We start from the raw sequence: 19,525 nt of genomic DNA on the forward strand, positions 1-19,525 counted from the left end.
GCTCTGCAGTGACAACGGTGCTCACCCCGACCAGCCGTCCTCCCCGAGAAGATCCAGCTACCCGTACATCCGGGCAGACGCACCGCACCGGAGTCCGGTGCAGCGGCCGGCCGCAGCGTTGGCGAAATCATTCCACCGAGATCCCCTCAAGGTCCCGAGCCACGCCGGGACCACTTTCCGGTCTGGCGGGCTTCGCTCAGCGGCTCGCGCGGCTTCGCGAGGAGGTCGTCCGTCGACGGCGGGCGACGAAAGCAAAGGCAGGGAGGTTGCCCAGTCCCTGCCACTCTCAACATATAGCGCGATGGGGGTCTTGCGGCAAGACCCCCATCGCGCGGCAGAATCGCCGGGCCAAGCCGGGACCTGCGGAAATCGCGGATTCACGAAGTATGTGTGCTCTTGTCGAGGGGGATTCCATGATCGATGTGATCATTGTCGGGGGTGGACCGACCGGCATGATGCTGGCCGGCGAGTTGCGGCTGCACGGCGTGCAGGCGCTCGTGCTGGAGAAGGCGGCCGAGCCGACTACGCATGTCCGGTCGCTCGGCCTGCACGTGCGCAGCGTCGAGGTGATGGACCAGCGCGGTTTGCTCGAGAGGTTCCTCGCACTCGGCACGAAGTACCCGGTCGGCGGCTTCTTCGCCGGCATCACCAAGCCGCGGCCCGACCGGCTGGACACCGCCCATCCGTACATCCTCGGCATCCCGCAGCCCGTCACCGAGCGCCTGCTGACCGAGCACGCCACCGAACTCGGCGCCCCGATCCGGCGCGGCTGCGAACTGGTCGGGCTGACCCAGGACGGTCACGGGGTGACCGCCCTGCTGGCCGACGGCACCCAACTGCGCTCGCGCTACCTCGTCGGCTGCGACGGCGGCCGCAGCACGGTGCGCAAGCTGCTCGGCGTCGGTTTCCCAGGCGAGCCCACCCGGGTCGAGTCGCTGCTGGGCGAGATGGAGGTGGCCGCGCCGCCGGAGACCCTGGACGCCGTCGTGGCCGAGGTCCGCAAGACCAACAAGGGATTCGGCGCCGGACCCTCCGGGGACGGGGTGTACCGCGTCGTCGTGCCCGCCGAGGGAGTGTCCGAGGACCGGTCGGTCCCGCCGACCCTCGAGGAGTTCAAGCGACAGCTGTGGGTGTTCGCAGGCACCGACTTCGGCGTGCACTCACCGCGTTGGCTGTCCCGCTTCGGCGACGCCACCCGGCTGGCCGAGCGCTACCGGGTCGGCCGGGTGCTGCTGGCCGGCGACGCGGCGCATGTCCACCCGCCGCTGGGCGGGCAGGGTCTCAACCTCGGCGTCCAGGACGCGTTCAATCTGGGCTGGAAGCTGGCAGCCGAGGTGGGCGGCTGGGCGCCGGAGGGGCTGCTGGACAGCTACCACACCGAACGGCACCCGGTGGCAGCCGACGTGCTGAACAACACCCGCGTGCAGTCCGAGCTGATGTCCACCGAACCGGGTCCCCGGTCCGTGCGCCTGCTGCTGTCGGAACTGATGGACTTCGAGGAGGTGAACCGGTTCCTGACCGAGAAGATCACCGCGATCGGGGTCCGCTACGACTTCGGCGAGGGGCATGAGCTGCTCGGCCGGCGTCTGCGGGACATGGGGCTGAAGAACAGAGGCCGGCTCTACGGGCTGATGCACGCCGGCCGCGGGCTACTCCTCGACCAGGCCGGCGGACTCTCGGTGGCGGGCTGGGCGGACCGCGTCGATCACGTCATCGATGCCAGCGAGGAACTCGACGTGCCCGCCGTGCTGCTGAGGCCGGACGGCCACGTGGCCTGGGTCGGTGAGGATCAACAGGATCTGATCGGCCAGCTGCCCACGTGGTTCGGCGCTGCGGCCGGCTGAGCGCGTGTGACCCGGGTATCCGCGTTCCGCTCACACCATCGGACCGTGCCAGAGGCGCACCACTCCTGATGGCCAGTCACAGCTCGCGCACAATCCGTTGACGCCACCGACAAGAGTGGCATCGGGACCGAGGCCGGACGGGAGATCGAGCCGCGTCCATGAACCGAGATCTGCTGCGCTGGAGGTAAATACCTGGTAGTCGTCGTCTCCGACGCAGACGACGAATCGATCCTCGGCACCAACCACCCAGTGGAATGGCATGCCCTCGTCGATGCCGGAATCGATGTCTTCAGAACGTATCGACATGAACGAATCCGAGTCCACGGTCGGCCGCACGCGCATGATGTCCGACTCGTGTGTCAGCGTCACCACCGAATCGACTCGGCCGACGTCCAAGACGATCTCTTCGTCGTAGACGAGCGGGTCGAGACGATCGCCGAGCCGAATCGGGTCGATCCAATAGACCGCACAGCCATCCTGCCCCGCGCCGATCGAGAGCCCGAGATGCCCACTGCGGGTGCGGGAAACGTGTGATCCTCCCGCTGTCAGGTCGGTGAGTTCGACGGATGCGACCATCTGCCCGGCGCGGACAAGGCACCAGCGATCACTGTCGTCACCCGGCTCGGTGAACGCGAATGTCTCGCTGGCCGAATCCCAGTACGCGGAACCGGTTCCCCACTCCGGCCAACCGTCGTGGACGTGCTCCCAGACGACTGATCCGTCCAGCCTGCGCAGCTGCGCTCGGTCTCGAAGACTGACCGCCGCATAGTCGAGCGCGCCGGACACCGTCGAAGCGCCGCATCCTTCGAAGTCGGCTGCGAACAGAGATCGACCGAATGTCGCGTCGAACACCTCCAGCCGTTCGGGCGACGAGACGAGCCAGCCGGCCGGATGTGAGGTGACCGTGCTTCGCTCCGGCATCGTCAACTCGGCGCCCGCAGGTGCCAGGAATGCGTTCGACATGGCGCCGAGCCTACAAAGCAGTAGCTGGCTCTCTGGCGCAGCCAGCCATGTCCCCCTTGCTAGCTCCGGGGGACCCGGAGGCGGTTCTGCCGCGCAATCAGTTCGGCAACACTGATCGTCGGTGCGCCTGCCGAACGCCGACTCCGCCGTGCTTCGGAAGCAGGGAAGAAGGACGGACCCGACTCGGCACCAACGGTCTTCAGCGGGATCGCGGTTTCCGAGCCGACTTCCAGTACGGGCGCCGGGCCATAAGATGCGGCGAGATCCGGGATGTCGGACGGCATCCGCTCGTCCGCGAGGACCGGCTCGCCCATGCCCAGCTTCTCCTGGATACGCTTCATCCATGCCGGCGCCCACCAGCAGTCCTCGCCGAGCAGCTTCATCGTCGCGGGCACCAGGAACATCCGGATCAGGGTGGCATCGATGATCAGCGCGGCGATCATGCCGTAGGCGATGTACTTCATCATCACCAGCTCGGAGAACGCGAACACACCGGTGACGACGATCAGGATCAGGGCCGCAGCTGTGATGATGCGGCCGGTGTGCGCGGTGCCGACCCGGACGGACTCGGTGGTGCTCGCACCTTGCGCCCGCGCCTCCACCATCCGGGACAGCAGGAACACCTCGTAGTCGGTGGACAGGCCGTAGACGATCGCCATGATCAGCACCAGGACCGGCGACATGATCGGGCCGGGGGAGAAGTTCATGAAACCGGCTCCGCTGCCATCGATGAAGATCCACGTCAGGATGCCGAGGGTTGCGCCAAGGCCCAGCGCGGTCATCAGCACCGCCTTGATCGGCAGCACCAGCGATCCGAAGGCCAGGAACATCAGCAACGTGGTCAGCAGCACCACCATGCCGATCATCAGCGGCAGGTTGTCCAGCAGCGCGGCGATCGAGTCCTGCTCGATCGCCGGGGTCCCGCCGACCATCATCGTGACCCCGTCGGGCACGTCCATCGCGCGGAGGTAGTCGATCGTCGCCTCGGAGTCGTTGCGGTCGACCAGGCCGGCCTTGAAGACCGTCACGCCATCCTTGGTTGCGTTGTTGATCGTGAACTTCTCGACCAGACCGGGCGCTCCGTTGGCCTCCTTGACGATCTGGGTGATCTGCTGCGTGCCCTGGGCGCCCTCGAACACCAACTTGATCGGCTCGGTGCGATAGCTGGGGAACAGCTCGTCGAACTGTTCCTGCGCGAGGCGGGTCGGGTTGTCCGGCGGCAGGTAGGTCTCGTTGATCCCGCCCAGCTTGATCCCCGAAATCGGGATGGTGAGCAGCAGCAGGCCGATCACGATGGGGATCGCGACCTTCAGTGGGCGCTTCATCACCCACTGGGTCAGCCGGCCCCAGATGCCGTTCTCGATCTCCTCGGTGGTCTTGGTCTTGCGAATCGACTTGAGTCCGAGCGCATCGACACGAGGGCCCAGGGTCCCCAGGATCGCCGGCAGCAGCGTGATCGAGATCAGTGCGGCCAGGATGACCGCCGCGATCGCGCCGTACGCCATGGATTTGAGGAAGCCCTGCGGGAAGATCAGCAGGCCGCCGAGGCTGGCGACGATCATCGTCGCGGAGAAGACGATGGTCCGGCCGGCGGTCATCACGGTGCGTCGCACGGCGTCGCCGGTGTCGTAGCCCTCGGCGATCTCCTCGCGGAAGCGGCTGACCATGAACAGGCCGTAGTCGATCGCCAGGCCGAGGCCGATCAGCGAGACCACCGACAGGACGAACCCGTTGACCTCGGTGAGTTGAGCCAGTGCCTTGACGACACCGTTGGCGGCGATGATGGTCAGGCCGCCGACGATGAGCGGCAGGGCCGCGGCGACGATGCCGCCGAAGATGAAGAAGAGCAGGACGCCGACGGCCGGGATGGCCAGGATCTCCATCCGGTGCAGGTCGTTGGCCATGGTGTCGTTGAGCGTGCCGGTGACCGGCTGCAGTCCGGTGAGCTGGACGTCGACCCCGTCGATGTAGAACTCGTCGCGGACCTTCTTGAAATTCGCGGCGACCTCGGTGTCGTTGTCGCCCTTGATCGCAACGCTCGCGATGGCGTGTTCCTTCGAGGGATCGGCCATCATGGCAGCAGCGATCTTGGTCTGCCAGTAGCTGGCGTTGATTTTGAGGATCTCGTCCGGGTTGTTGACAGCCAGCTCGTCGAGGCTCTTGGTGATCCTCGCGCCGAACGCCGGGTCGTCGACGGTCTTGCCCTCGGGCGCGGTGTAGAGGAGCACCACGTCCGCGCGGGTATCGCGGCCGAAGGTGCCGTCGGCCAGCTCTGCGGCGGCCACGGACTCCGATCCCGGGTCGACCAGACCGCTCTGGCTCAGCTGCTTCTCGACCCCGAGGCCATATGCCCCGAGCGCGAGCATCAGACCGACCATCAATCCGATCACAGTGAACCGCAGGCGATAAGCGATCCGTCCCACGTAGCGAACACCTGCTGCGCTCCCCCCTGGTGGTGCACGTACCGGCCTCACGAACGCCGAGCCCGATATGCCCCGCGCATGTCGAGGCGACTGTCCCCACCGGTTCTCGGCCTGCTCGGTACTGCGAGGCTCACGGTACGCAAGGTCTCCGGTTCTGGAGGGCAGTCAAATGCTGATCGGGCGGGGTCAGCCGACCGAAGCGCCGGCGGAAGGTGCACGGCGAAGGGTGAATTCCCTGGTGGTCAGGTGTCCAAGAGTGATTCACGGACGTCCTCTAAGAAGGTTCTGAGAATCCCGACCAACCGCCGCGCCTCTTTGTCGGGGCGAAGTGTCACGTGCGGCTGTCGGTGATCGATCGTAGGGTCGGCGCGACGGGCCGAGCGGCCCGCGGATCAGGAGGAGCGAGGCGTGGGGACATGGGGTTCGGGACCGTTCGAGAACGACGGAGCGGGCGATCTGCTCGTGGCGCTGCGGGCAGGTGACTTCGAGATCGAAGACTTCAGCGGGCATGTCGACGAGGGGTACCTCGAGGCCGACGACGCGCAGGCGGCCATCGCTCTTGCGGAGATCGTCGCGGTGGCCCACGGACTTCGGCAGGCGCCCCCGCAGCTCGAGGGCATCGACGCCGCCGCGTACGTCGGATCGTTGCCCCGGAGCAGCGCGCATGGATCCTCGCCACTCTCGAACGCGCGATCGCCGACAGCGACACCTCGGAGCTGTACGAATTGTGGGCTGAGAACGGTCCTGAGGATCTCGAGACGTGGCGGGCGCCGATCCAGAGCAGGTTGGAGAGCCTCATGGCGCTGAGCTGAGCACGGTCGATCAGCCCGCTGCCGCGGCACGGGGTCCAAGAGGACCCCGTGACGCGCTGCGGCTGCGTGGGTCTGCATCCGATCAGGCGGCGTCGAGGGCACCGGTGATCTTGCGGGCCATCTCGGTCATGGTGGGGCTGGGCTCGCCCTGATGGATCTGGGCGGCATCGATGGTGACGTTGATGGTGCTGCGGAAGTTCTCTGCCTCGGCCGGAGCCTGCTTCTCGAGCAGGCTCATGGCCGCCGTCAGCGCCGGGAGCACATGGTCGGCGAGTTCGGCTACGGACTTGCCGTTCAGGTCCTTGATCGAGGACTTCTCGGCGAGCACGCGCCCGACGAGGCCGGTCGCGGAGGAAAGGGCGATGGTGCCGTTGGTGGCGATCTTGTGGGGCGAGCGACCGGCGGCGGCCAGCAGCGACACGGCGCCGTAGGCGGCGGTCCGCAGGGTGATCTTGTCCTGGTCGGTGAGGGTGGTGGGCATGGTTGTGTGCTCCTTCGAATCTGTTGTGGTGAAAATGAATTGACTAGACGATGGTGGAAAGTGTTGAGCCCGTCCGCTGACGGACCGATCAGCCCGCCTGGTCGGCCGCCGTCGCACGGGCAGCATCGGCGACGGCCCGGAAGTCCTTCCGGAGAATGTGGGAGTGGTTGCTCGCGACCTTCGCGCTGACCTGGATGTTCGGGTTCCGGTCGAGCACGGGATCGAGTGAGGCCCGCACCGCTTCCATCTCCTCCTCGCCTCCGCCGAAGTTGGAACCCGTGGCCAGCACGTACCGCACTGGGCAGGTCACGCGGTCGAGGACCGGGGCGATGGCGTCGACGATCTCGTTGATCTCGATGTTGACCTCGGCGTGCTGGTCCGCCGTCATCCTCGCGGCCATACCGAATGGGCGCGCCAGCGGCAGGAAGAACCGCATCTTGCGGAACAGCTTCCGGATCCGCTCCTGGCCTTCCTCGCCGGTCAGGCCGTAGGGCATGGCGCCGTCCACGCACACCACGCCTGCGGCGCGCTCGGGATTGCGTTCGGCCCAGTGCGCGGCGAGTGTCGCACCGTAGGACCAGCCCACCAGAATCGGTCGCTCCACCCCACGCGCCGCGAGGATCGCGTCGACATCCCGGAGGCACGCCTCGAAGGAGTAGTCCGCCGACTGCTTCGACTTGCCACGGGCCCGTTCGTCGAAGGTGATGTGCCGGTAGCCGGGGCCGAGGTCGGCAATCACGCGCCGCCAGTGCGACTGGTCGGCGTAGGCACCGTTCAGATAGACGATGGGAGTGCCTGGCCCACCGGTGTCGGTCACGGCCAGCGCCGTGTCGTCGACGGAAACCATGCCGGTCCAGCTCGAAGTGGTCGAGTTCGCAACAGTCATTCTTCTCATCCTCCTTGCGGCGCCACCGGCACCCCGTCGATGTTCGGGAATCTCTGAACGATTGAGACAGTACGTTGCGTTTATAAATTCGTCAACAAACGGATTCGGATTGTTTAGGCAGTTCAGTTGGGTTTGGTGAGTATCCATTGCAATGAATGTGACGGTGAACGCAAAGGGTGGTTTGCCTTGATCTTTGCAATGGGCTGGGGCTGAATGCATACTGGGGCGGGTGCGGGCGCCGCGCTCAGCGCATGTCGACACGGAGGAGACCGGCACCGATGCCCGGAGGCAGACTCACCAATGAGGACCGTCAGCACATAGCGGCGGGGCTGGCCAAGGGGCTCGGATACGCAGAAATCGGCCGCCGTCTGGAGCGGCCCGCCTCGACCATCATGCGGGAGGTAACCCGCAACGGTGGACCCGACGATTACCGCGCGGACCGGGCGCACAAGGCCACCCGCCAGCGGGCGCGCAGGCACAAGCAGGCTCAGCCTCCCGCACCGCCGATCCCCGACAGCGGCCACGGGCGCGACCCCAAAGCGGTCCAGGAAGTCGCAGAATCCTTCACCGAACTGCTGATCCAGCAGGGTCTGCCCCGGATGGAGGCCAGGGTGCTGGCATGCCTGCAGATCACCGACTCCGGCGCTCTCACCGCCGCAGACCTGGTCGAGCGGCTTCGCGTCAGCCCCGCGTCCGTCTCACACGCCGTCGCATTCCTCGAACAGCAGGGAATGCTCCGGCGGGAGCTGGTTCCCGGCGGGCGTCGCGAACGCTACGTCATCGACGACGAGATCGGGCTCCGGAACCTCCTCGCCGCTGTGCAGATGAGCGTCGCGCTGGCGGCCGCATCGCAGCGTGCAGCCGAGATCCTCGGGCCCACGACCCCGGCGGGCGCCCGCTTTGAATCCTCCGCCGAACTGACTCTCCTTGTGAGCGAGGCCCTCCGGCAGGCCATGGAGCAGTGGCGGCAGCGCCTTGCCGCCCGCAGCGCCGGGCGAGAGTAGCTTTCCCTCGCTCGTGGTGACCGCGCGGACGCCCCAACTCAAGCGGAGGCGGAACACCCGGGCATCGTTGGGCTCGATGCCCGGGTGTGTCCGCTCAGCGGAGCAACAGGTCGGCAAGCGCGATCCACTGGTCCGGATGGACGAACGCCACCACAGTGTCGTGGGGGATGCCCGCCTGCGCGAAGGCATCATCCACCCCTCGGTGCCGCGTGGACAACGACGCGTGCAACGAGCCGCCGACGCCCGAGAAGCCCAGCTCCACCATGTCCCGGTAGGCGGGGCCCTCGGCCAACAGAGGCTCGGGCCGTCGCTCGATCCGGAGGATCGCCGAGTCGACCGAGGGCACCGGCCTGAAGCTCTCCCTGTCGATCCGTCCGAGCAACTCCCAGGTGAACCACGGCCAGCTCTGCACCGTGACCAGGCTCCAGCGGCCGTAGTCGCCGGACCGCTTGCGCGCGTACTCCAATTGGGTGACCAGTGTCGCCGATGTCAGCGACGGGGCCCGCAGGCACCAGTCGACGATCCTCGACGTGATCGAGAACGGGATGTTGCCGACCACCGCGAACGCCTCGCGCGGCGGCCGGGCGGCGGTGAAGTCGCCAGTGACGACCTTGAGACCGGTCCTGGCCTTGAGCATGACGGCCAGCAGCGGGTCGATCTCGTAGCCGACGACCTCGGCTCCGATTCCGGCAAGGGCGACGGTGAGCGCGCCCTTGCCGGAACCGGGTTCCAGGATCAGTCCCGCCGGTCTGGCCGCCTTGACCACCAGGTCGACGGCGTGCCGGTCGGTCAGGAAGTTCTGCGAGAGCTCCCGCCTGGCTCGGTCTCTCGGCGTGCGACCGCCCTTGGCCCGAGCCTTCTTCTGCGTGTGTGAGTAGTTTCCGTGTGCGAATGACTGTGACGCCACAGCTGCTGCCCTTCCGGGTCCTCGAGTGAAAGAAGGTCTCGAAGGGCCCTGGGCGCGCCAGCGCGACCGGGAGTCCGCTAGCGGGCCAGAGCCCGGCTGTGGCGGATGCGGATGAAGTGGAGGCAATGCATGCGACAGAACCTACGGAGTTGTCCCTCTCGCGGCAACGCAATTAATTGGGCTGCCGTGGGACGCAGATCGGATGAGTTCCAGGTTGTTCTATCGCCGTGCGGGGAGCGGTAGCCACACCGGCTCAGCCGGGATCCGTTCCAGCACACCGCCCGCGAAGACGTCGTACAACGGAAGCTGTTCGGCATGCACATAGCCGATGTGGCAGTCGCACACGTCCAGCGGGCAGGGTCGCGGCCGCAACGCGTCCCGGAAGGAGTCGTCGTAGAGGTTGCCCAGCACCTCGGGGACGAAATGACAGCGCCGGACGGTGCCGGCACCGTCGACGGACACCACCGAGTCCCCGGTACGACAGCCGCGCCCTCTCGTGCGATGCGGCCGCTGGCTGAACTCGAAGAGCGGGTCGATCCCGATCCAGCCGGCCGCGTCGGCGTCGGTGTACTCGTGCCCCTCGGCGGCGTTGACCCACAGGTATACCGAATCGGGCAGCTCGGCGCGCAGCCGACGGGCCGCCTCCAGGTGCTCCGGCAGTCCGACGACGCCAACGCTGAAGCGCACTCCGAGCGCGGTCAGCTCGGTGGTCTTGGTCAGGAACCGGTCGTGTGGCGTCTGGCCGGGGTGGTAGGTGCACCACAGCGCGACCGCGTCGCGGTCGGCGTCGTCGAGCCAGCCGGTGCGGCAGCTGAGGTTGGTCTGGATCGCCACCCTGCGAACCCGGGGAGCTGAGACAGCGTCACCAGGGCCCGCCGGTACCAGGATCGAACCAGGCCTTCGCCCCACGGCGTGAACAGGATCGACAGCTCCTGATCCTGATCCGCCACCCACGCGCAGAAGCGTTCCAGCGCGGCCCGGTCGGCGCGCAGCTGCTCGGGGTGTCCCGGCGTTTGGCGAACGGGCAGTACGGGCAGTCGTAGTCGCAGGACGCCAGGGGCCTCGGTACAGGATGGTCAGCACGTCAGCGGCCCTCGTACTTGGCCATCGCGGCCCGCACCTCCGGTGAGAACAGCTCCGGTCCGAGGGCGTCGGAGTACGCCAGGCCCAGTGCGGTCAGCCGCAGTCGGTCACCGTCGGAGAGAAGCCATCCGCGCTCCGTCCACCGGCTCAGCTCGTCGCCGAAATGCTCGTGCGGGTCGGCGCCGAACCGAGAACGATAGTCCGCCAACGGCATTCCCATTGCCTGCAGGACGGATTGCAGCAGGTGTCGGCGTCGGGCCTCGTCTCCGGTCATCGCGTGGCCCACCGCGGCGCGCCGGAAGTCCTCGATGGTGCCCGCGACGTAGTCGTCGATGATGGCCCGCACCTCGGTCGCGTCGACCGCGTAGTCGAAGGAGTAGTGCAGTTCTCGGGTGTACGACCTTGCGCCACAGCCGAGTCCGATCATGCCGTCGGTCTGACAGGCGTAGTCGTTCGGACCGAGATCGGGTGCGTCGGCGCGGCGGAACATGCGCATCGACTCCTGGATGTAGCCCGACGCGATCAGATGATCGCGGCCGCGCCGGTAGAGGTCCAGTCGGCGGGCGTCCCATTCGCGGTCGGGGCCGCCGCCGCGGCGGGCCAGACCCGTCAGCGGCCGCACGTACAGCGGGTACAGGTACAACTCCTCCGGGCGCCAGGCCAGTGCGGCGTCGAGGGAGGCGATCCAGGATTCCGTTGTCTGGCCGTCGATCCCGTAGATCAGATCGATGTTCAGGACCTCGATGGCGGCGTCTCGGATGCGCTGCAGGGCGGCCTCGACGTCCGCGCGTCGTTGCGGCCGGACCGCCGCCCTGGCATCGGTGTCGTCGAAGCTCTGGACCCCGAGGCTGAGCCGGGTGGTGCCGCGCTCGGCCAGCACCGCGAGCCGGTCGGCGGTGGCCGTGGCCGGGGACGCCTCCACGGACAGGGGGACGGCCCGCAGGTCGGCGCCCATGCTCTCGGCGATGTCGCACAGCCGGTTCAGTTCCGCCGCGGTCAGGTAGGTGGGGGTTCCGCCACCGAACGCCGCGGTCGCGAACCGGGCCGACGGCGCCAGGGCCTCGCGCACCGCCTCGGCCTGCCGCTCCAGAGCGTCCAGGTATCGGGTGGTCAGCGCGTCCGGCGCGCCGACGCGGGTGAAGAGGTTGCAGAAGCCGCACCGCACCTCGCAGAACGGCACATGCAGATACAGCGACAGTGCGTCCTGCGGTTCGCCCGCCCACAGGTCGGTCAGGGCAGGGCGCGGGTGCAGCGTCCGGTACGCGGTCTTGTGCGGGTACGCGTACACGTAGTTCTGGTACGGCGGAACGTATCCCGCCGGAGCCACGCCGGTCGGCAGGGGTAGGTCGACGGCGGTCATCGTGGTCCCTCGAGGAAGAAATGGGCGTAGGGCACCGTCCACACCGCGGGATGACCCAGCCGGTGCCCGGTGTACCCGTCCTCGCCGTACGTGGTGCCGTGGTCGGAGCACACGATCGCGAGGCACCGGCGCCTGCTGGACATGGCGGCGAACAGCCGCCCGATGTGCCGATCCACGTACTCCAGCGCCGCCGCGTGCGTCGCCCGGGTGTCCCCGTGCTCCGCGCAGGCTCCCTCCGTGAAGAACCAGTTCGGCTGGTGCAGCGCCGAGACGTTGACGAACAGGAACAGGCGGCGCTCGGCGGGAAGTCCGGCCACCACCTGCGCGGCCAGGTCCACCTGCGCCTCGAACGAGGTGGGCGACGTCACGCCCAGCTCGGGAGACCAGTGCGCCTCGTCGAACATGTCGGGCAGCACCGAGCCCAGCGCGCCGCGGCGGTTGAAGAAGCCGACACCGCCGATGCACACCGTGCGGTAGCCGGCGGCGGCGAGGCCGGCGGCCAGATTCGACTCCGCGAACACGAAGGTCCCGTTGGCAGTGGACTCGCTCCCGGCGAATTCGGCCGCGAACAGCCGCGGGTGCGGCCCCTGCCCGACCGGGGTGGGGAGGAATCCGGCGAACATCGCCTGGTGCGAGGCGTAGGTGAAGCTGCCGGGGGCATGGCGTTCCTCCCACCGGCCGCCGGGCAGATGTTCCGCCAGGTTCGGGATCCGCCCTGCGGCAGCGAGCTCGCACGCCACGTCGTAGCGCAGGGTGTCGAGCGTGACCAGCAGGATGTCGTCGGAGCCCACGACCGTGATCATGTCCGGCTGTGCCGCAGTCGATTCCGGCTGCGCGGCGGCCGCCCCGTCAGGCCGCGACATGGTCGGTCCATCCCTCGATCGCGGCCAGTTGCGTCGCGTAGGTGTCGAGGCCGTCGGCGCGGCCCGGGAGCCCGCTCAGGCCTGGGAGCAGGTCACCGAAGGCGTTCACCTCACCGACCGCGGCGCCGCGCCAGTTCGCGGAGGGCAGCAGGTCCACTCCGACGCACAGGGTGTGTGGGAACCGGGCGGCGGCACGTTCCGCAACGGCGAGCGCGTTGTCCCAGCCGTATCCCGCGGAGTCGAAACCCGCTCGCGCGGTGTCCAGGTCGCCGCGCTGCCCGCCGAGGTGCAGGTTGGTCATGGGGTGGGCGCTGGTGCGGAGCACCGCGTGGGTCGCCCGCCCGGCGACCACCACTATCCGCAGGTCGGCGGCGCGGCCCCGCCATGACGGCTTCGGCAACCACGCCTCGATGTGCAGGTGCTCGCCGGCTACTGCGTCGACCAGGGCGCCGACCTCTGCTTCTCCCGTGAGTCGGCGGACGCGCAGCGAGTTGTAGACACCGTCCGTGGTGAGCTCCGCGCTGCTGCGGGCCTGCACCCGGCCACCGGGCGCGGTCTCCACCGCGACCACCCCGGCCGCGGAGGATCCGTGCGCGGGTTTGACGAAGAACCGTCGCAACCCGGTGGCCGCGGCCAACTCGCGCACCTCCGGCCAATCCCGCGGCAGCGGTGCGTCGCCGCCCGAGGTGGGGGAGGGCGGTACCGGGACGCCCCCGGCCGCGAGGACCGCGTGGCACTGTCGCTTGTCGAACAGCACGGCCAGATCCTGTGGATCCGTCAGATGCCGCCCGCCGCGCAGCGTTCCGACCGCGGCGAGCAGCGACGCGTACCAGCGTGGGCCGCCTGCGATGCGGGTCGGGTCTCCGGCTCCACGAAGCAGCCCGTCCACTTCGGGGTCTTCGCCGGGCGAGTCGAGGCGCACCAACTCGTCGGGGTCGAACCGCGCCCCGCGCTCGGCGAGCACCTCGCGCCAGGACACCACCCGCGGGGCGGGAATGCCGTTGCGGGCCGCGGCATCCTGCAGCATCGTGACGCGTCGGTTCTCCGGGTTGCCCACGACCGCCAGGCGGAGAGGGGTCATTCGCTAACCGCGACCGACCGGTAGATCGTTCCGTCGTATTCGTCCTCGTCGGCGTCCTCGGCTTCGAGGTTCAGTTCCACACCCGACGGCTGGAGTGCCGCCCGAAAACGTTCCCGCATACCGTCGCTGAGGTAGTTGTGGTGCAGGTCGAGCGATTCGAGGTGGGTGAGCGACTGCCCGGTGAGCAGCGCCTCGGCGCCCGCGTCCAGCAGCACACCCTTGGACAGATCCAGGGCACGCAGCTGCGGGAGGATCGGTGCCGTCGAGACGGCGGCCGCGATCGCGTCCTGTTGGTCACTGTTCGAGAGTGCGAGGCGGGTCAACCGTGGGAACTTCGCGCCGGCAAGGATCGGGGCGAGGTCGTCGACGGTCGAATCCGCACCGTATTCCTCTGTGCCCAACCACAATTCCAGCTCGGTCAGGCTCGGTAGATCCGAAGCGGCCACTGCCCGGACGACGTCGGCGGGGAGGCCGCCCGTCTCGATCACCAGGCTGCGCAGGTTCTCGTGACGGACCGGGTTCAGCACCAGTTGGTTGCCGCCGCGCACCCCCAGGTGCTCCAGCCGAGGAAAGGCCGTCAGCAGGGCGGTGACGTCCGACTGCACGATCCACGAGATCTCGCAGTCCTCGGAGGTCATGTCCCCGATGAACAGCGACCGCAACGCGGGCAGTTCGCCTGCTGCCGCGGTGAGAGCCTCCACCACATGAGCTGAACTGTGGTCGTCTTCGTACGGATCGGACCAGCCGCCGACGACGATCGCCTGCACGGTCGACGGATCGACCGCGGCACGGAACTTCGCGAAGGCCTCCGGCCACTCGAAGGGCGGTTCGTACGTGGGGACGGAGATTCGCCAGGCGACCGGGCCCTGCGTGGGCACGGTGGGGCGGTGTCGATGGGGAACTCCACGACGGGAAGGCCGTGGACCTCGTTCTGCAGCTCGCTGATCACCTGGGGCGCTCCTGGTCTCGGGTGGGGTCGACGGGGATTATGCCCGACTTGCGAAGGTCGCGATGAACCCGCCGGGTCGACGCGGGGTGGGCGATCACCACCCCTCGGGGCACTATTCGCAGGCCGGGTATTCGACGGACGCTGGGATCTCGGAAATCGACCACTCGTTGAGAGAGCCACGGCCGAAAGGAACCCGCCGCCATGCCCCGCATCTTCGGTACGACCACCCCCGACGTGCACGAACACAGCCCGCCGGGCGCAGCCCTGCCCGCTGTCGACTCCGTCAGGAAGGCGGTCCGGCACCACTGGACCTTCGCCCGGATCGGCATGTACCTGCTGCTCGCGTCCCTACCGCTGCTCGCGATCTCGGCGCACGTCTTCGGCGTCGTGTCGATGAATGCCACCGGACCGCTGCTGATCATTCCGCTCGCGGCCACCCTCATCGTGTTGTGCGTGTTCGCTCCGCACCCGATCGACCGCATCGTCGGCCATGGCCTCGGCTGGGGGATGTTCGCGTGTCTGGTCTATGACGTCTTCCGCCTCGACACCGTGTACCTGCTCGGCCTCTGGGGCGACTTCATCCCGAAGATGGGTACGTGGCTCCACACCGGAACCGACGCCCGCACCGGCGCGATCGTCGGCTACCTGTGGCGCTACCTCGGCGACGGCGGCGGCATCGGGATCGCCTTCTTCCTCATCGCCCTGGCCCTCGGCCTCCAACATCGATCACGCCGCACCGTCCTCCTCGCGTTCGTCGCGTTCGCGGTGTTCCCCGTATGGTCCGGGCTCATCGGAACGGTCGCCTTGTCGCCGCACGGGCAAGATGACATGTTTCCGCTCACGCCGACGACGATCACGCTGTCGCTGATCGGGCATCTGATCTTCGGGCTCGTCCTCGGCCTCGGCTTCCTGCATGTGCGGGGCCGCCTCGGCCAGCACTGGCCGTGGCCGCCGCTGATCCCGGTGCGGTCGCCTGCCGGTGCGGAACAGCGAAACGGTTGACTTCGCTCTGTCCGCGCCATCAGATGGGCGTACCGCCGTTCGGTAGTTGAGACGCGGGCCTCACCTCGAGTCGGGGGTGAGGCTTCGCGCGGTCACCGTCATGAGCGCCTTGGCGAGTCGCTGACGGGGTAGCGCGGTGGTCTGCGTTATGTGTTCGGTGAGAACCGATTTCAGCGCCGCAATGAGCACATAGAGGTAGGCCTCCACGTCGAGATCCGGTCGGAACTGGTCCGGGTTGAGGGCGATGTAGGTGCGGCCGACGTCCTGGGCGCGCGTGACGACCTCGCTGATCATGTCCATGACCTTGATGTGCGGGGCCTCCATGAGCAGCGGTCGCAGCATCGGCCCGCGGTTCTCGAGGGCCTCGAAGGTCGCCGACAGCACCGCCTCCCCGAGGCTCTGCCAGTCGTCGCCCAGTCCGCGGTCGATCGCATCGCCGACATCCTGGTTGATCTCGGCGGCCATCCGCTCGGCGAGCGCGGTCAGCACCTCGTCCTTGTCGGCGAAGTACTGGTAGAGCGAGCCCTTGCTCACCCCGGCCCGGTCGGCGATCCGATTGGTCGAGCATCCGATGTACCCGTGCTCTGCCAAAACCTGACCGGCGGCGTCGAGAAGGCCGCTCTCGGTCGCGATCGAGCGGGCCTGCTGCGGTCGTTTCCGCTGGTTGGACTGCCTGGCCGTGGCCACCGGCTACCCCCTCCAATTATGCGACTTATATGCGTCCGCCATCGTCACGTTAGCTGGCCTCGAATCCACACGTACACGAGGAGACTTCAGATGACAGTTCTCGCGAACCAAGGCGATGTTGTCCGGGCGCGGCCGGAGCGCAGGCCCTTCACGCCGGGCACCCATCTGTGGGACGACGTCGGGCTGATCACCTTCTCGCTGACCGCGGGCAGCGCCTTCCTGCTGCAGACGATGCATCCCACGGTGGGGACGGTCGTCGCCGAGCACTCGACGTTTCGCACCGATGCGATGGGCCGGGCGCAGCGGAGCATCGCCTCGGTGATGACCTGGATCTACGGGGGCGAGGAAGCGCTCGCCGAGGCGGATCGGCTGCGGGTCATGCACAAGACCCTCAACTCGACGGACGAGCACGGCACGGCGCACCATGCGCTGGCCTCCGGTCCGTGGGCCTGGATCATCCTGACCGCGCCGTACGCCTACATCTCGACCTCCACGTACTTCGCGCGACGCCCGTACACGCGAGCGGATGCCGAGGCCGTCTACGCCGAGGTCGTCCAACTCATGCGCAACCTCTACGTCGCGGAGAAGGAGATCCCGCAGACGTATGGGGAGTACCTGGAGCGGTTCGATCAGATCATCGATGAGACCCTGGTCGCGCACCCGACCGCCTTCGCCTTCCTCGACACCCTCGAGGTCGTCCCGCCGCCACTGAACCTGCCGCGGTTGCTGCACCCGCTGTGGCGGGCTGCTGCGCACTACCCCGGCAAGGTGCAGCGCTTCGTCACTGTGGGGACCCTGCCGGAGAAGGCGCGCGCCAAACTCGGGATCGCGTGGACACCGGCGGACGAGCGCCGGCTGCGCGCGCTCGGCTGGGTGATCGCGCGGGTGGTGCCGCTGCTGCCCGAGCGGCTGCGGTACTTCCCGATCGCCTTCCGTGCCCGCCGGGCGGCGCGCGAGCAGCAGCGTCTGTCCGAGTTGCTCGTGCACCGGCCCATGTGATCGCGGTCGGGGCTCGGCCTCGCGGTGGTCAATCCAGGAGAGGCTCGGTGACCCCGAGCGATAGGGCGCCCATGATCTTCGGGGCGCCCTTCTCGTAGAACGTGTCGAGATCGCGGATCTCGAACCCGGATGCCCGCACGAGAGCGGGGATGTCGCGGGTGAGGTGGCAGCCGCCCGCAATTGTCTTCTGGATCGGTTCGAAGCGGTGCTGCCACCGTCGGACCTTCTCATGCGGGGCGCGGCCGTGTTCGACGAAATGCAGGGTGCCACCCGGCTTCAGAACCCGCCGCACCTCGCGCAACGCGGCGTCGACGTCGGGGATCGTGCACATCGTCCAGGTCGACAGGGCGGTATCGAAGGTGTTGTCGGGGAAGGGAAGTGACTGGCCGTCCAGCCCGGAGCGTTCGACACGGACCGGGGAGGTTGCGAGTCGCTTGCCGGCCAGTTTCCAGGCCAGGTCCGCCGGTTCGACGGCGCTGACGGACTCGACGGCGGCCGGGTAGAACGGGACATTGAGACCCGACCCGAACCCGATTTCGATCACGCGACCGTGCAGGCCGGAGCACACCCGTTCCCGTGACGGTTCGGTCAATGACATCCCACATGAGCTGTTCACCAGCCGCGGAACGATCTGATCCTCGTAGAACCCCATGACAGCCTCCCCAACGCTCGCGATTCCCGTCTGTCCCAGCATCGCACGGGTCACGCAGGGCACTGCGCGGTTCAGCCCGTGCCTGCGTACGGTCGTGCGGCCGGGTGCGGGCGTGCCCGCTCGGGTCGATGTGTCCATATCGACATCCACTAGCGTGTCGCCATGACCTCTTTGTCCTGTTTGCCCGGACCTCCTGCTGTATCGGCGGCGAGCGCATGAGTCGCGGAGTGAGGATCTCCCTGGCTCTGGTGGTCGTTTTCGTTGTGGGAGTGGCGGCGATCCTGCTGATCAATCGGTCCGGAAGCGGAGCCGACGGGTCCGCCTCGGATGCCGGAGCGAACACGGCGGTGGTGGTTCGGCCGGACAGCCACCGGATCTCGTCGGCGCCGGAGGGCAGTGTGACGTTCGTGGAGTTCCTCGACTTCGAGTGTGAGGCCTGTCGGTCGGTGTATCCCGCGATCGAGGAGCTGCGTGCCGAGTACGGCGACCGGGTGAGCTTCGTTGTGCGCTACTTCCCGATGCCTGGCCACTTCAACGCCGAGAGAGCGGCGCGGGCGGTGGAGGCCGCCGCGCAGCAGGGCAAGTTCGAGCCGATGTATCAGCGGATGTACGAGACCCAGGCCGAGTGGGGGAACAGCGCATCCCGAAGGACGACGTCTTCCGCGGATTCGCCGTCGACCTCGGGCTCGACATGGCGGCCTTCGACGCCGCCTACTCCGACCCGGCGACCGCCGAGCGGATCGCCGCGGACGTCGCCGACGGCGAAGCCCTCGGGGTGCAGGGCACCCCGACCTTCTTCCTCGATGGGCAGCGATTGAACCCCACTGCACTCCAGGACCTCACCGATGCGCTCGACGCCGCTCTCGGCTGACGTCGCCACCCCGGCGGCAGCAACGCGGCCCGGGGACAGTGTGCCGTTCGATCGATCACTGCCCTGGCTGCTGCTGATCGGCGGCCTCGTCGGACTGACGGCCGCCTTCGTGCTCACCGTGGAAAAGTTCTCCCTGGCAACCGATTCGAACTACATCCCGTCCTGCAGCCTGAATCCGGTGCTCAACTGCGGCTCGGTGATGTCCACAGACCAGGCATCGGTTCTCGGATTCCCGAACTCACTGCTCGGCATCGCCGGATTCGCGGTTGTCGCCGCCACCGGCGCCGGGTTGCTCGCCGGCGCCCGCTTCGCCCGCTGGTACTGGCTGGGCCTGCAACTCGGCGTGACTGTGGCGGTCGTCTTCGTGCACTGGCTGATCGCGCAGAGTCTCTACGTGATCGGCGCCCTGTGCCCGTACTGCATGGTCGTGTGGACCGTGACCGTCCCGATCTTCTGGTACATCACGCTCCGGAACCTGCACCACGGCACCTTCGCACGACCCATCCGCGCGGAAGCGGTGTCCGCGGGCGGGAACCACCTGGTCCCCGTGACGGTGTGGTTTCTCGCAGTCGCTGCCCTGGTGATCTACCGCTTCTTCTCGTACTGGTCCACTCTCCTGTGACCGCTCGCCGGTGAGCGCTTGACCCTGACACAGTGA

The 19,525-nt window shown here is 67.9% G+C and carries 17 protein-coding genes and 3 pseudogenes; 8 read left to right on the forward strand and 12 right to left on the reverse strand.

What is annotated here, in order from left to right; genetic code table 11:
* The first annotated feature begins 413 nt into the window (after positions 1-413).
* Positions 414-1,844: a rifampin monooxygenase gene (gene rox, locus BTZ20_RS02930; protein ID WP_077040319.1), complete on the forward strand. Its 1,431-nt coding sequence runs from the start codon at positions 414-416 to the stop codon at positions 1,842-1,844.
* Between the two features lie 30 nt (positions 1,845-1,874).
* Here the strand turns inward: rox and BTZ20_RS02935 are convergent, their stop codons facing one another.
* Both BTZ20_RS02935 and BTZ20_RS02940 read right to left on the reverse strand, forming a co-directional pair.
* The gene (locus BTZ20_RS02935) at positions 1,875-2,807 is read right to left on the reverse strand and encodes a hypothetical protein (protein WP_077040320.1); all 933 of its coding nucleotides are present in this window, start codon (positions 2,805-2,807) and stop codon (positions 1,875-1,877) included.
* Between the two features lie 128 nt (positions 2,808-2,935).
* Positions 2,936-5,185 (reverse strand): annotated as a pseudogene (locus BTZ20_RS02940) (MMPL family transporter); the annotation flags it as partial.
* A gap of 507 nt (positions 5,186-5,692) precedes the next feature.
* On the opposite strand from BTZ20_RS02940, the pseudogene BTZ20_RS28835 reads away from it, so the two are divergent.
* Positions 5,693-5,770 (forward strand): annotated as a pseudogene (locus BTZ20_RS28835) (DUF4259 domain-containing protein); the annotation flags it as partial.
* 152 nt (positions 5,771-5,922) lie between these two features.
* Entirely contained in the window at positions 5,923-6,042 is a 120-nt protein-coding gene (locus BTZ20_RS28840) for a hypothetical protein (RefSeq protein ID WP_262982580.1), read from the forward strand.
* Positions 6,043-6,124: 82 nt separating this feature from the next.
* Here the strand turns inward: BTZ20_RS28840 and BTZ20_RS02950 are convergent, their stop codons facing one another.
* Positions 6,125-6,523: a hypothetical protein gene (locus tag BTZ20_RS02950; protein WP_077040321.1), complete on the reverse strand. Its 399-nt coding sequence runs from the start codon at positions 6,521-6,523 to the stop codon at positions 6,125-6,127.
* An 88-nt stretch (positions 6,524-6,611) separates the two neighbouring features.
* Positions 6,612-7,409, reverse strand: coding sequence for an alpha/beta fold hydrolase (locus BTZ20_RS02955; RefSeq protein WP_077040322.1), 798 nt, complete (start codon positions 7,407-7,409; stop codon positions 6,612-6,614).
* Positions 7,410-7,687: 278 nt separating this feature from the next.
* On the opposite strand from BTZ20_RS02955, the gene BTZ20_RS02960 reads away from it, so the two are divergent.
* Positions 7,688-8,413 (forward strand): GbsR/MarR family transcriptional regulator, encoded by a 726-nt coding sequence (locus BTZ20_RS02960; RefSeq protein WP_077040323.1) that lies wholly within the window; start codon positions 7,688-7,690, stop codon positions 8,411-8,413.
* 94 nt (positions 8,414-8,507) lie between these two features.
* On the opposite strand, the gene erm is transcribed toward BTZ20_RS02960, so the two are convergent.
* From erm to BTZ20_RS02990, 6 genes are all read right to left on the reverse strand, one after another.
* Positions 8,508-9,320, reverse strand: coding sequence for an ErmE/ErmH/ErmO/ErmR family 23S rRNA (adenine(2058)-N(6))-methyltransferase (gene erm, locus BTZ20_RS02965; RefSeq protein ID WP_077040324.1), 813 nt, complete (start codon positions 9,318-9,320; stop codon positions 8,508-8,510).
* A 219-nt stretch (positions 9,321-9,539) separates the two neighbouring features.
* Positions 9,540-10,403: an STM4011 family radical SAM protein gene (locus BTZ20_RS02970; protein WP_317616072.1), complete on the reverse strand. Its 864-nt coding sequence runs from the start codon at positions 10,401-10,403 to the stop codon at positions 9,540-9,542.
* 1 nt (position 10,404) lies between these two features.
* A complete protein-coding gene (locus tag BTZ20_RS02975; protein WP_077040325.1) occupies positions 10,405-11,763 on the reverse strand; it encodes an STM4012 family radical SAM protein in 1,359 nt (452 codons plus the stop codon).
* Positions 11,760-12,626 carry an STM4013/SEN3800 family hydrolase gene (locus BTZ20_RS02980; protein ID WP_077040326.1) on the reverse strand — a complete coding sequence of 289 codons (867 nt, stop codon included), beginning with the start codon at positions 12,624-12,626 and terminating at the stop codon, positions 11,760-11,762. The genes BTZ20_RS02975 and BTZ20_RS02980 overlap by 4 nt, the downstream gene beginning before the upstream one ends.
* Positions 12,613-13,707 (reverse strand): STM4014 family protein, encoded by a 1,095-nt coding sequence (locus tag BTZ20_RS02985; protein ID WP_077040327.1) that lies wholly within the window; start codon positions 13,705-13,707, stop codon positions 12,613-12,615. The genes BTZ20_RS02980 and BTZ20_RS02985 overlap by 14 nt, the downstream gene beginning before the upstream one ends.
* Positions 13,704-14,585 (reverse strand): STM4015 family protein, encoded by an 882-nt coding sequence (locus BTZ20_RS02990; RefSeq protein WP_189636573.1) that lies wholly within the window; start codon positions 14,583-14,585, stop codon positions 13,704-13,706. The genes BTZ20_RS02985 and BTZ20_RS02990 overlap by 4 nt, the downstream gene beginning before the upstream one ends.
* Before the next feature lie 272 nt (positions 14,586-14,857).
* On the opposite strand from BTZ20_RS02990, the gene BTZ20_RS02995 reads away from it, so the two are divergent.
* A complete protein-coding gene (locus BTZ20_RS02995) occupies positions 14,858-15,658 on the forward strand; it encodes a hypothetical protein (protein ID WP_077040328.1) in 801 nt (266 codons plus the stop codon).
* A gap of 60 nt (positions 15,659-15,718) precedes the next feature.
* Here the strand turns inward: BTZ20_RS02995 and BTZ20_RS03000 are convergent, their stop codons facing one another.
* A complete protein-coding gene (locus tag BTZ20_RS03000) occupies positions 15,719-16,345 on the reverse strand; it encodes a TetR/AcrR family transcriptional regulator (RefSeq protein ID WP_077040329.1) in 627 nt (208 codons plus the stop codon).
* 90 nt (positions 16,346-16,435) lie between these two features.
* On the opposite strand from BTZ20_RS03000, the gene BTZ20_RS03005 reads away from it, so the two are divergent.
* Positions 16,436-17,344 carry an oxygenase MpaB family protein gene (locus BTZ20_RS03005; RefSeq protein WP_077040330.1) on the forward strand — a complete coding sequence of 303 codons (909 nt, stop codon included), beginning with the start codon at positions 16,436-16,438 and terminating at the stop codon, positions 17,342-17,344.
* A gap of 28 nt (positions 17,345-17,372) precedes the next feature.
* Here the strand turns inward: BTZ20_RS03005 and BTZ20_RS03010 are convergent, their stop codons facing one another.
* Positions 17,373-17,996 (reverse strand): class I SAM-dependent methyltransferase, encoded by a 624-nt coding sequence (locus tag BTZ20_RS03010; RefSeq protein ID WP_077040331.1) that lies wholly within the window; start codon positions 17,994-17,996, stop codon positions 17,373-17,375.
* A 215-nt stretch (positions 17,997-18,211) separates the two neighbouring features.
* Here BTZ20_RS03010 and BTZ20_RS03015 point away from each other — a divergent pair.
* Both BTZ20_RS03015 and BTZ20_RS03020 read left to right on the forward strand, forming a co-directional pair.
* A pseudogene (locus BTZ20_RS03015) lies at positions 18,212-18,867 on the forward strand (DsbA family protein).
* Positions 18,842-19,489 carry a vitamin K epoxide reductase family protein gene (locus BTZ20_RS03020; RefSeq protein ID WP_077040332.1) on the forward strand — a complete coding sequence of 216 codons (648 nt, stop codon included), beginning with the start codon at positions 18,842-18,844 and terminating at the stop codon, positions 19,487-19,489. The pseudogene BTZ20_RS03015 and the gene BTZ20_RS03020 overlap by 26 nt, the downstream one beginning before the upstream one ends.
* The last annotated feature ends 36 nt before the right edge of the window (positions 19,490-19,525 follow it).

It is taken from the genome of Rhodococcus sp. MTM3W5.2, from assembly GCF_001984015.1.
In the GTDB taxonomy this organism is placed as follows: domain Bacteria; phylum Actinomycetota; class Actinomycetes; order Mycobacteriales; family Mycobacteriaceae; genus Rhodococcus_G; species Rhodococcus_G oryzae.

Excerpts from the sequence above, each read along its gene's own strand:
- rox (WP_077040319.1), top strand. The coding sequence starts at position 414 with ATGATCGATGTGATCATTGTCGGGGGTGGACCGACCGGCATGATGCTG.
- BTZ20_RS02935 (WP_077040320.1), bottom strand. The coding sequence starts at position 2,807 with ATGTCGAACGCATTCCTGGCACCTGCGGGCGCCGAGTTGACGATGCCG.
- BTZ20_RS02950 (WP_077040321.1), bottom strand. The coding sequence starts at position 6,523 with ATGCCCACCACCCTCACCGACCAGGACAAGATCACCCTGCGGACCGCC.
- BTZ20_RS02955 (WP_077040322.1), bottom strand. The coding sequence starts at position 7,409 with ATGACTGTTGCGAACTCGACCACTTCGAGCTGGACCGGCATGGTTTCC.
- BTZ20_RS02960 (WP_077040323.1), top strand. The coding sequence starts at position 7,688 with ATGCCCGGAGGCAGACTCACCAATGAGGACCGTCAGCACATAGCGGCG.
- BTZ20_RS02975 (WP_077040325.1), bottom strand. The coding sequence starts at position 11,763 with ATGACCGCCGTCGACCTACCCCTGCCGACCGGCGTGGCTCCGGCGGGA.
- BTZ20_RS02980 (WP_077040326.1), bottom strand. The coding sequence starts at position 12,626 with ATGTCGCGGCCTGACGGGGCGGCCGCCGCGCAGCCGGAATCGACTGCG.
- BTZ20_RS02985 (WP_077040327.1), bottom strand. The coding sequence starts at position 13,707 with ATGACCCCTCTCCGCCTGGCGGTCGTGGGCAACCCGGAGAACCGACGC.
- BTZ20_RS02995 (WP_077040328.1), top strand. The coding sequence starts at position 14,858 with ATGCCCCGCATCTTCGGTACGACCACCCCCGACGTGCACGAACACAGC.
- BTZ20_RS03005 (WP_077040330.1), top strand. The coding sequence starts at position 16,436 with ATGACAGTTCTCGCGAACCAAGGCGATGTTGTCCGGGCGCGGCCGGAG.
- BTZ20_RS03010 (WP_077040331.1), bottom strand. The coding sequence starts at position 17,996 with ATGGGGTTCTACGAGGATCAGATCGTTCCGCGGCTGGTGAACAGCTCA.
- BTZ20_RS03020 (WP_077040332.1), top strand. The coding sequence starts at position 18,842 with ATGCGCTCGACGCCGCTCTCGGCTGACGTCGCCACCCCGGCGGCAGCA.